This is a genomic window from Thermomonas sp. LB-4 (assembly GCF_036409385.1).
Lineage (GTDB): Bacteria > Pseudomonadota > Gammaproteobacteria > Xanthomonadales > Xanthomonadaceae > Thermomonas.
Genome location: NZ_JAXOFT010000019.1, coordinates 29,858 through 40,539, shown reverse-complemented (window position 1 = coordinate 40,539; position 10,682 = coordinate 29,858). Strand labels below are relative to the sequence as shown.

The 10,682-nt window shown below is 68.1% G+C and carries 11 protein-coding genes; 8 read left to right on the top strand and 3 right to left on the bottom strand.

The genetic code is table 11. From position 1 onward, the window contains the following. The first annotated feature begins 95 nt into the window (after positions 1-95). Both SPK54_RS11060 and SPK54_RS11055 read left to right on the top strand, forming a co-directional pair. On the top strand, positions 96-1,616 hold the full coding sequence (locus SPK54_RS11060) for a fumarate hydratase (protein ID WP_330947955.1): 1,521 nt from the start codon (positions 96-98) through the stop codon (positions 1,614-1,616). Next, positions 1,613-2,008: a hypothetical protein gene (locus SPK54_RS11055; RefSeq protein WP_330947954.1), complete on the top strand. Its 396-nt coding sequence runs from the start codon at positions 1,613-1,615 to the stop codon at positions 2,006-2,008. The genes SPK54_RS11060 and SPK54_RS11055 overlap by 4 nt, the downstream gene beginning before the upstream one ends. A gap of 18 nt (positions 2,009-2,026) precedes the next feature. Here SPK54_RS11055 and phaR read toward each other — a convergent pair whose 3' ends face one another. Next, on the bottom strand, positions 2,027-2,527 hold the full coding sequence (gene phaR / locus SPK54_RS11050) for a polyhydroxyalkanoate synthesis repressor PhaR (RefSeq protein ID WP_330947953.1): 501 nt from the start codon (positions 2,525-2,527) through the stop codon (positions 2,027-2,029). 234 nt (positions 2,528-2,761) lie between these two features. Here phaR and SPK54_RS11045 point away from each other — a divergent pair, with 234 nt between their 5' ends. Beyond that, positions 2,762-3,559 carry a tRNA threonylcarbamoyladenosine dehydratase gene (locus tag SPK54_RS11045; protein ID WP_330947952.1) on the top strand — a complete coding sequence of 266 codons (798 nt, stop codon included), beginning with the start codon at positions 2,762-2,764 and terminating at the stop codon, positions 3,557-3,559. 159 nt (positions 3,560-3,718) lie between these two features. Here the strand turns inward: SPK54_RS11045 and SPK54_RS11040 are convergent, their stop codons facing one another. Both SPK54_RS11040 and SPK54_RS11035 read right to left on the bottom strand, forming a co-directional pair. Continuing rightward, the gene (locus SPK54_RS11040) at positions 3,719-4,480 is read right to left on the bottom strand and encodes a TatD family hydrolase (protein WP_330947951.1); all 762 of its coding nucleotides are present in this window, start codon (positions 4,478-4,480) and stop codon (positions 3,719-3,721) included. 7 nt (positions 4,481-4,487) lie between these two features. After that, positions 4,488-4,712 (bottom strand): DUF6116 family protein, encoded by a 225-nt coding sequence (locus tag SPK54_RS11035; protein WP_330947950.1) that lies wholly within the window; start codon positions 4,710-4,712, stop codon positions 4,488-4,490. Positions 4,713-4,868: 156 nt separating this feature from the next. Between SPK54_RS11035 and SPK54_RS11030 the strand changes: the two genes are divergently transcribed. From SPK54_RS11030 to SPK54_RS11010, 5 genes are all read left to right on the top strand, one after another. Further along, the gene (locus SPK54_RS11030; RefSeq protein WP_330947949.1) at positions 4,869-5,630 is read left to right on the top strand and encodes a glycine zipper 2TM domain-containing protein; all 762 of its coding nucleotides are present in this window, start codon (positions 4,869-4,871) and stop codon (positions 5,628-5,630) included. Positions 5,631-5,843: 213 nt separating this feature from the next. Beyond that, positions 5,844-7,007: an acyl-CoA dehydrogenase family protein gene (locus SPK54_RS11025; protein ID WP_330947948.1), complete on the top strand. Its 1,164-nt coding sequence runs from the start codon at positions 5,844-5,846 to the stop codon at positions 7,005-7,007. A gap of 132 nt (positions 7,008-7,139) precedes the next feature. Then, a complete protein-coding gene (locus SPK54_RS11020) occupies positions 7,140-7,685 on the top strand; it encodes a GNAT family N-acetyltransferase (RefSeq protein WP_330947947.1) in 546 nt (181 codons plus the stop codon). Next, the gene (locus tag SPK54_RS11015) at positions 7,685-8,335 is read left to right on the top strand and encodes a glutathione S-transferase family protein (RefSeq protein WP_330947956.1); all 651 of its coding nucleotides are present in this window, start codon (positions 7,685-7,687) and stop codon (positions 8,333-8,335) included. The genes SPK54_RS11020 and SPK54_RS11015 overlap by 1 nt, the downstream gene beginning before the upstream one ends. A gap of 47 nt (positions 8,336-8,382) precedes the next feature. After that, positions 8,383-10,650 (top strand): thiamine pyrophosphate-dependent enzyme, encoded by a 2,268-nt coding sequence (locus SPK54_RS11010; protein WP_330947946.1) that lies wholly within the window; start codon positions 8,383-8,385, stop codon positions 10,648-10,650. Positions 10,651-10,682: the final 32 nt, after the last annotated feature.

The window sequence follows — 10,682 nt, the reverse complement described above, 5'->3', positions numbered from 1 at the left end:
AGCAAGTCTGCCCGGTCGGCCGTGCGCCTTTCCCCTCAGTTGGGAGAAGAACCTTAAAATACCCCCAGCTTCCCCCGCCATGACACCGGAACGCCGTGACCATCATCAAGCAGGACGACCTGATCCAGTCCGTCGCCGACGCGCTGCAGTACATCAGCTACTACCATCCGGTCGACTACATCAGGAGCCTTGCCGCCGCCTGGGAGCGCGAGGAGTCGCCCGCCGCCAAGGACGCGATGGCGCAGATCCTGATCAACTCGCGCATGTGCGCGGAAGGCCATCGTCCGATCTGCCAGGACACCGGCATCGTCACCGTGTTCCTGGAAGTGGGCATGGACGTGCGCTGGGAGGGTTTCACCGGCTCGCTGGAAGATGCGGTAAACGAGGGCGTGCGCCGCGCCTACCTCGATCCCGACAACAAGCTGCGTGCCAGCGTGCTGGCCGATCCGGCCGGCAAGCGCATCAATACGAAGGACAACACGCCCTGCGTCATCAACGTCAAGATCGTCGCCGGCGACAAGCTCGACGTGATCGTGGCGGCCAAGGGCGGCGGCAGCGAGGCCAAGAGCAAGTTCGCGATGCTCAACCCGTCCGATTCCATCGTCGACTGGGTGCTCAAGACCGTGCCTACCATGGGCGCCGGCTGGTGCCCGCCGGGCATGCTGGGCATCGGCATCGGCGGCACCGCCGAGAAGGCGATGCTGCTGGCGAAGGAATCGCTGATGGAGGAGATCGACATCCAGGAGCTGATCGCGCGTGGGCCGTCCAATCGCGTCGAAGAGCTGCGCATCGAGCTGTTCGAGAAGGTCAACGCGCTGGGCATCGGCGCGCAGGGCCTGGGCGGCCTGACCACGGTGCTGGACGTGAAGATCAAGGACTTCCCGACCCACGCCGCCAACCTGCCGGTGGCGCTGATCCCCAACTGCGCGGCCACCCGCCATGCGCACTTCACCCTGGACGGCAGCGGCCCGGTGGCGCTGGACCCGCCGTCGCTGGAGGACTGGCCCAAGCTCACCTACAGCCCGCAGAATGCGCGCCGGGTGGACCTGGATACGATCACCCGCGAGGAGGTGCAGACCTTCAAGCCGGGCGAGGTGCTGCTGCTCAACGGCAGGATGCTCACCGGCCGCGATGCCGCCCACAAGCGCATCGTGGACATGCTGAACAAAGGCGAGCCGCTGCCGGTCGATCTGGCCGGCCGCTTCATCTATTACGTCGGCCCGGTCGATCCGGTCCGCGACGAGGTGGTCGGTCCGGCTGGCCCCACCACCGCCACCCGCATGGACAAGTTCACCGAGCAGGTGCTGGCGCAGACCGGCCTGCTGGGCATGATCGGCAAGGCCGAGCGTGGCCCGGTTGCGCTGGAGGCGATCCGCAAGCACCAGTCGGTGTACCTGATGGCGGTCGGCGGCTCGGCCTACCTGGTGTCGAAGGCGATCAAGGCGGCGAAGGTGGTCGGTTTTGCCGACCTCGGCATGGAGGCGATCTACGAGTTCGAGGTCAAGGACATGCCGGTGACGGTGGCGGTGGACAGCACCGGCACCTCGGTGCACCAGACCGGCCCGCGCGAATGGCAGGCGAGGATCGGCAAGATTCCGCTGGCGGTGCTTGGGTGAGCGGTTCCCGCATCGTCGAAGGTCCGGGGTTCAAGATCCGCTACGACGTCGAGCCGGGCTATCTGCGCGCGCACGTGTACGAGGGCACCGATTCGCTGCACGTGTCGCTGGCGATGTGGCGGATGCTGGCCGAGGAGTGCCGCGCGGTGGGGGCCGACCGCCTGCTGGTGCTGGAGGAGCTGGACTCGACGGTCGGCGTCGCGGAGGTGGTGCAGATCATCGATTCGATGGTCGATGCCGGTTTCCGGATGTTTCGGACCGCCTTCGTCGAGCTGCTGGACGATATCCAGGGTAGTGAACACGGCGAGATTCTTTGCCTGGAGCGCGGCATCGTCATCCGCACCTTCTCCGACGAGGACGAAGCCCGGCGCTGGCTGCTTTACGGGGATTGACCCACTGGCGCGGCGTCGTCAGCGCGGCTTGCGCGCGGCGCCGGCCTTGTCCTTGGCGGCCGGTGCTGCGGTGGCGCTGCCCAGCCCGTTGCCGAGGTTCTGCTGGAAGTCCTTCCACAGCGCCATGTTGCGCTCGGTCAGCTGGTTGAGCATCGCCCATGGCGTCTGGCCCAGCATCCCGCCCATCTGCGAGCGGAACTGCTGCTGCTGTTCCAGGAACAGCTGCATCGAGCGTTCCAGGTAGTTGCCCATGAAGCCCTGCAGCGAGTCGCCGTAGAAGCGGATCAGCTGGCTGAGCAGCTGGGTGGACAGCATCGGCTGCCCGTCCTGCTCGTGTTCGGTGATGATCTGCAGCAGCACCTGCCGGGTCAGGTCCTCGCCGGTCTTGGCGTCGCGCACCTCGAAGGATTCGCCGTCCACGATCAACTGGCGCACGTCCTCGATGGTGATGTAGCTGGAGATCTCGGTGTCGTAGAGGCGGCGGTTCGGATACTTCTTGATGACGCGGATCGCGGACATTGAGCACGGACTCGGGACGGCACTGCAGCCAGCATGGCGCAGCGCAGCACGGGTTGCAACTCCCGCGCCGCGCTCAGGAGACGCCGGAATTTTTCCGGCAAGTTGCGGATTTGACGGCGTTTGCCGTCGTCCCCTGCGGACCGGGCGCGCGCTTCGCCGGGCGGCCCCGGACGCGTGTCGACGCGGTGGCGGCCGGAAGGCATGGACCCGGGACCGCCCGATTAAACTTGCCGAATGGAAACCGCATTGAAAGACCGCTTCGGCGGTATCGACCGTTTGTACGGCAGCGGCGCCTTGGCGCGCCTGTCGCGTTGCCACGTCACCGTGGTCGGCATCGGCGGCGTCGGCTCGTGGGCGGTGGAGGCGTTTGCGCGCAGCGGCGTGGGCAAGCTGACCCTGATCGACGCCGACGACCTGTGCGTGTCCAACACCAACCGCCAGCTGCCGGCGCTGGAAGGCCAGTACGGCCGCGCCAAGATCGAGGCGATGGCCGAGCGCTGCCGCGCGATCAACCCCGGCATTGCGCTGGAACTGGTGCCGCAGTTCCTCACGCCTTCGAACATGGGCGAGCTGCTGGAGGCGCCGGGTGAGCTGGTGCTGGACGCCTGCGACAGCTTTCGCACCAAGGTGGAGGCGATCGCGTACTGCCGCCGCCGCAAGCAGCCCGTGGTCACCGTGGGGTCTGCCGGCGGCCGCAGCGACGTGACCCAGATCCGCGTGCGCGATCTGTCGCGTACGGAGCACGACGCCATGCTCTCGCTGATCCGCAAGAAGCTGCGCGGCGAGTTCAATTTCCCGAAGAACCACGACCGCTACTTCGGCGTGCCCGCGGTGTATTCGCTGGAGAACGTGCGCTATCCGCAGGCCGACGGCAGCGTCTGCGGCCTGCGACCGAAGCTGGGCAAGGACGATGCATTGAAGCTCGACTGCGGGGCGGGGCTGGGCGCTGCCACCCACGTCACCGGGGCGTTCGCGTTCGCGGCGGTAGGCAAGGCGATGGAGATGCTGCTGAAGCCGATGAAGTCGGGTTGAGCTTCCTGTGGCCCGCAGCCGGACGCGGGCCGGTTGGTCTCGACTGATGTCCGTTCGGTTCCGAGCGGCCTTGCCGGGCCCGACGCTCGCAAGTCGCTCCCCGATACTCGCTTGGTTGCGAGCGCCGGGCCCGGCAAGGCTGGGCAGTGAGTCGCGCTTTCAGAAGCCGAACAGCCGTTGCGCGTTGGCGCTGGTGGCGGCGGCGATTTCCTCCCGCGGCACCTGGCGCAACGTGGCAACGACGTCGAGGGCTTCCCGCAGATGCGCCGGCTCGTTGCGCTCACCGCGATGCGCCGCGCCGGGCTGATCGGGCGAATCGGTTTCCAGCAGCAATTGCTCCAGCGGCATGGTGGCGACGATACCGCGCAGCCGGTTCGCACGTTCGTAGGTAACCGGGCCGCCGATGCCGAGCAGGAAGCCCAGCCTGTGCAGTTGCGCGGCCTGTTCCGCGCTGCCCGAGAAGCTGTGCACCACGCCACGCACCCCCGGGAAGCGGCGGATCGCGGCGATCACCGCGTCCACCGCCCGCCGCGCGTGCACGATCACCGGCAGGTCGAACTCAGCGGCCAGCGCCAGCTGGCCGTCGAAATAGTACTGCTGGCGCGCGGGGTCCAGCCCTTCCACGAAATGGTCCAGCCCGCATTCGCCGACCGCTGCGGGGCGTTCGCGCCGGATCCAGTCGTGCAGCTGCCGCAGATGCTCCGGGCGGTGCCTGGCCAGATACATCGGATGCAGGCCGTAGGCCGGGTGCAGCCCGGGAAACTGCGCGCATACGGCTTTCAGCTTCGGCCAGCCCGCGGCGTCCACGGCGGGCACGATCTGGACGTCCACGCCCGCAGCCAGAGCGCGCGCATGCGCATCGGCGCGGTCGGCATCGAACTCGGCCGCGTCGAAATGGCTGTGGCTGTCGACCAGCCGCATGGGACCATCAGCGCCGGCTGGCCCGCCCCGCGATGGGCGGCGGCGCGTCGGGCTTCTTCTTCCAGCGCGACAGCAGCAAGGTGCCCAGGCCGAGCAGGATCTCGTCCGCGAACGGAATGAAGTCCGGAACCGCCAGGTCGAGCAGGAACAGCGCGCCAGCCAGCAGGAACAGGCGCGGGAAGCTCAGCCTGCCGAACCAGCGCAACAGCGGCGAAACGAAGGGATTGGCCATGGCAAAAAACTAACATGCACGCCGCGCGCACATCGTGTGTGCGAAGCTGAACACAGCCCGGCGCAGGGCCGGCGCGCTCCGGATCGATTCAGATTGACCGTGGTGCAATCGAACTCGGAACAGGGACCCCCCTCAACCTTCAGCGGGAGAAGAACCATGCCGAAGAACAATACCCTTGCCGTTGCGCTGGCCGCGCTGCTGGTTGGCGGCGTGGCCACCGCGGGTTACATCAACAGCCGCAGCAACGATGCCATTACCGCGCCCGGGGTGTCAGCCAGCACTCGCGCGCAGGTCGATTTCGCGGAGGTGACCGCCGTGAAGCCGGTCACCCAGCGCGAGCCGATGTACGCCACCGTGATCGGCAGCGAGCCGATCCGGGAATCCAATACGACCAGCACGCCGCGAGAGGTCTGCGAGAACGTGACGGTGCAGGAGCGCCTGCCGGAGCGTGACGGCAACGTCGGCGGCACCGTCGCCGGCGCAGTCATCGGTGGCCTGGTCGGCAATCAGGTCGGCGGCGGCAATGGCCGCAAGCTGGCCACCGTGGCTGGCGCGGTGGCTGGTGGCTACGCGGGCCGCGAGGTCGACCGGCGCCACGTCGGCGGCCAGGTGGTAAATCGCACCGATCGCCGCTGCCGCACCGTCAACAGCACCTCCACCAGCGCCCGCACCGTGGCGTGGAACGTGACCTATCGCAACCCCGACGGCACCACCGGCAGCATGCGCACCGACAGCGAGCCCGGCGAGCGGATCGCCCTGGGGGATGCCGAGCGGACGGTGGGATATGACGTGACCTACCGCTGGAATGGCCAGCAGCGCACCGTGCGCATGGACCAGGATCCGGGCACGCAGCTTCCGGTGATCGATGGCCGGGTAGTGACCCAGACGGCCTCGGCTGAAGGCACGACGCTGCGCTGATCCCACGTAGTTCAACCATGCAGTTGCCATGGCGGGGCCGGAGCGATCCGGCCCCGCCTGCGTTTGGCTGCCGGCAAAATGGCGATGCCGGCGAAACGCACGGCTTTTGCGGAAAGCCCGTCGTTACGCCTGGGCGGGATTGGCGAATCGTACGTACCGATTGCGCGGCATGCGCGATTACAATGGCGGTTCGTCCAATTCGACCGTCAAAACATGGCCCTGCATCCGTACGATCTCTACGACGTCCGCTCCCTGCTGAGCGAGGAAGAACGCGCGGTGCAGGACACCGTGGCGCGCTTCACCGACGAACGCGTGCGCCCGATCATCGGCGAGGCCTTCGACGCGGGCCGCTTCCCGAAGGAACTGGTGCCGGAGATCGCCGAAATGGGCCTGCTGGGTTCGTCGCTGCCGGAGAAGTACGGCTGCGCAGGCCTCAACGGCGTCAGCTACGGCCTGATCTGCCAGGAGCTGGAGCGCGGCGATTCCGGCATCCGCAGCTTCGTCAGCGTGCAGAGCTCGCTGTGCATGTATCCCATCTACGCCTACGGCAGCGAAGAGCAGCGCATGCGCTGGCTGCCGGACATGGCCGCGGGCAAGGTGATCGGCTGCTTCGGCCTGACCGAGCCGCACGGCGGTTCCGACCCGGCCAACATGAAAACCCACGCCCGCCGCGACGGTGACGACTGGGTGATCAATGGCAGCAAGATGTGGATCACCAACGGCAACCTGGCCGACATCGCCATCGTCTGGGCGCAGACCGACGAGGGCATCCAGGGCTTCGTGCTGGAGAAGGGCATGCCCGGCTTCACCGCGCAGGAGATCAAGCACAAGATGTCGCTGCGCGCCTCGGTGACCAGCGCGCTGTTCTTCGACAACGTGCGCGTGCCGGACAGCAGCCGCCTGCCGAACGTGAAGGGCCTGAAGGGGCCGCTGGGCTGCCTCACGCAGGCGCGCTACGGGATCACCTGGGGCCCCATCGGGGCGGCCATTGCCTGCCTGTCGGAGGCCGTGGACTACACCAAGGAACGCATTCTGTTCGGCCGCCCTGTGGCGGCGACGCAGAGCGCGCAGATCAAGATGGCCGACATGGCCCGCCGCATCACCTTGGCCCAGTTGCTGTCGCTGCAGCTCGGCCGGTTGAAGGACGCCGGCACCATGCAGCCGCAGCAGGTCTCTCTGGCGAAGTGGAACAACTGCCGGATGGCCATCGATATCGCCCGCGAATGCCGCGACCTGCTGGGCGGCGCCGGCATCACCACCGAGCACGCGGCGATCCGCCATGCGCTGAACCTCGAATCCGTCATCACCTACGAAGGCACCGAGACCGTGCACCAGCTGGTGATCGGCCGCGAGCTGACCGGCATCAACGCGTTCTGATTCCGTTACCTCCTCCGCGCCCCGCGGAGGCGGTGTGTTTCACCGAGCGGCTTGGTTCCCGGACGCCGGCTGGACAACCGGCCCTGTCACAGCGGCCCGCCTTCGCGGGAGGGACGAGCGGAGGATTTCGGCATGGCGCAATTCCCGATGATCGAAACACCGCGCCTGCTCCTGCGCGTGCCGGAGATCGGCGACTTCGTGCGCTACGCCGAGACCCTGGCGCACCCGAGCGCATTGCATATCGGCGGTCCGATGGGGCGGCACGAGGCTTGGCGGCGTTTCCTGCAGATGCCGGGCGCATGGCATGTGCAGGGCTTCGCGATGTTTTCGGTGATCGTAAAGGCCAGCGGCCGCTGGATGGGCCAGGCCGGCCCGTGGTGTCCGGCGGACTGGCCGGGGACAGAGATCGGCTACAGCTTCCATCCGGATGCGCGCGGCAAGGGCTATGCGACCGAGGCCTGCGCTGCCGCGATGGACTACGCGTTCGACGTACTGGGCTGGGACGACGCGATCCATTCCATCGCGCCAGCCAACGCGGCGTCGCAGGCGGTGGCGATGCGGCTGGGGTCGCGCAATCGCGGACCGGGCACGCTGCCGCCGCCGCTGGATCAGCATCCCATCGAGATCTGGGGCCAGACCCGCGACGAATGGCGGGCCAACCGGGAGCGTTTCGCATGATGCGCGTCCACGGGTTTTCGCCGTCCGGCAACTGCCACAAGGTGCGCCTGCTGCTGGCCCAGCTGGGGCGGCAGGAAGGCCGCGATTACCGCTGGATCGAGACCGACAGCGCGCGCGGCCAGACGCGCACGCCGGAGTACCTGGCCAAGAATCCCAACGGCAAGGTGCCGATGCTCGAACGCGACGACGGGCGCATCCTCGTCGAATCGAACGCCATCCTGTGCTGGCTGGCGGAAGGCAGCGGCTTGCTGCCGGCCGATCCGTGGCAGCGGGCGCAAGCGCTGTCGTGGATGTTCTTCGAGCAGTACAGCCACGAGCCCTACATCGCCGTGGCCCGCTTCATCTGCGGCTGGACGCCGCTGGACTCGCCGCGTCGCGCCGGGTTGCCGGTGCTGCGGCAGTGCGGGCATGCGGCGCTGGCGGTCATGCAGCGGCACCTCGCGTCCACGCCGTGGTTCACCGGCGACGATTACGGCATCGCCGACATCGCGCTGTTCGCCTACACCGGCGTCGCCCCGCACGGCGGCATCGCCCTTGACGCCTATCCGGCGGTGCGCGACTGGCTGGCCCGCGTCGCGGCCACGCCGGGGTTCGTCCCGTTGCCGGCGCCGGATGCCGAGGCGCAGGCACGCATCGACCAGTCCAACTGATTTCCCATCCATCGACCTGCCCATCGCGACGGGCAGGGGAGACCCGCATGTTCGCCACCGTTCCCAACCCCATCCCGGCCCGCATGAAGGGCCTCAACCGCGCCGAGATCTGCGACGTCAACTTCCAGGAGTTCGTGCGTGGCTGGAACGGCGCGGTGCAGCCGAAGCCGGCACCGGACGAGGCGATCCTGGACGGCAGCGCGCTGGACGCCCGCGGCTTCCGCGAGCTGTTCGAATCGCAGCTGATCTCGCGCCACCTGGACCTGATGGCGCGCGTGCTGCGGGTGCAGAACAAGGTCTTCTACACGATTGGCTCCAGTGGCCACGAAGGCAACGCGATGGTCGCGCGCGCCGCCCGCCACACCGACCCGGCGTTCCTGCACTACCGCAGCGGCGGCTTCATGGCCGAGCGCTTCCGCAAGCTGCCGGGCATGGATCCGATAATGGATTCGGCGCTGTCGTTCGCCGCCAGCGCGGAAGACCCGGCCAGCGGCGGCCGCCACAAGGTCTGGGGCAGCAAGCCCTTGTGGGTGCTGCCGCAGACCTCGACCATCGCCTCGCACCTGCCGAAGGCACTGGGCACCGCGGTGGCGATCGAGGCCGGCAAGCGCCTCGGCGTGGGCCTGCCGATCCCGGACGATTCCATCGCGATCTGCTCGTTCGGCGACGCGTCCGCCAACCACGCCACCGCGCAGACCGCGTTCAACGCGGCCAGCTGGACGGCCTACCAGAAGCTGCCCGCGCCGGTGCTCTACGTCTGCGAGGACAACGGCATCGGCATCTCGGTGAAGACGCCGACCGGCTGGATCGGCGAGAGCTTCCGCAACCGCCCCGACCTCGATTATTTCTTCGCCGACGGCCTCGACCTTGCCAATGGCTACGGCGACGTGCGGCGCGCGGTCGAGCATTGCCGCACGACCCGTCGCCCGACCTTCCTGCACCTGCGCACCAACCGGATCATGGGCCACGCCGGCACCGACTTCGAGATCGAGTGGCGCAGCATCGAAGAGCTGTGCGCGGTGGAGGCGGCCGATCCGCTGCTGCGCTCGGCTGCGATCGCGCTAGAGTCCGGTGCGATGACCAAGGACGAGATCCTCGCGCTGTACGAGGAGACGCGCAGGAAGTGCTTCGCCGCCGCCGAGGACGCCGACAGCCGCCCGCGCATCGAGACGCTGGAACACGTGATGCGTCCGCTGGCGCCGTACACACCGGACAAGGTGCAGGCCGAGGCCACCCGCGCGCCGTCGCATGAGGCCCGCGTCAAGGCGTTCGGCGGCGAGGACAGGCTGCCCGAGAAGCAGGTTCCCAAGCACCTGGCCATCCAGATCAACCAGGCCCTGCACGACCTGTTCGCCAAGTACCCGGAAACGCTGCTGTTCGGCGAGGACGTGGCCCAGAAGGGCGGCGTGTACACGGTCACCAAAGGCCTGCACAAGGCGTTCGGCAACCGCCGCGTGTTCAACACGCTGCTGGACGAGACCATGATCCTGGGCATGGCCCAAGGCTTCGCCAACATGGGCATGCTGCCGATCCCCGAGATCCAGTACCTGGCCTACCTGCACAACGCCATCGACCAGTTGCGCGGCGAGGCCTGCTCGCTGCAGTTCTTCAGCGACGACCAGTTCCGAAACCCGATGGTGGTGCGCATCGCCGGCCTGGGCTACCAGCGAGGTTTCGGCGGACACTTCCACAACGACAACTCGGTGACCGCGCTGCGCGACATCCCGGGCCTGGTGGTCGGCTGCCCGTCGCGCGGCGACGACGCCGCGATGATGCTGCGCACGCTGGCGGCGCTGGCGAAGGTGGACGGGCGCGTCACCGCCTTCCTCGAGCCCATCGCGCTGTACATGACCAAGGACCTGTACGAAGCGGGCGACGGCCAGTGGCTGACCGAGTACCCGGCGCCCGACCAGGCGCTGGTGCTGGGCGAGGAGCGCGTCTACAACGCGGATGCCACCGACTGCGTGATCTTCAGCTTCGGCAACGGCATGCCGATGAGCCTGCGCGCGGCGCGCCAGATCGAGCAGCAGCACGGCTGGAAGGTGCGCGTGGTCGACCTGCGCTGGCTGGTGCCGCTGAACCACGCGGCCATCGCCAAGCATGCGGGCGAGTGCGACCGCATTCTGGTGGTCGACGAAGGCCGCTTCAGCGCCGGTATCGGCGAGGGCGTGCTCACCGCGATCACGGAAGGCGGCTTCGGCGGCAAGCCGATCAAGCGCGTAGTGGGCGCGGACACCTACACGCCGCTGGCCGGCGCGGCCTTCCTGGTGATCCCGAAGGACGAGGACATCGTCGCGGCGGCCGCCGCGCTGTAATCCCGGGCGCGCGGCCCGGCGGCCGCGCGTGA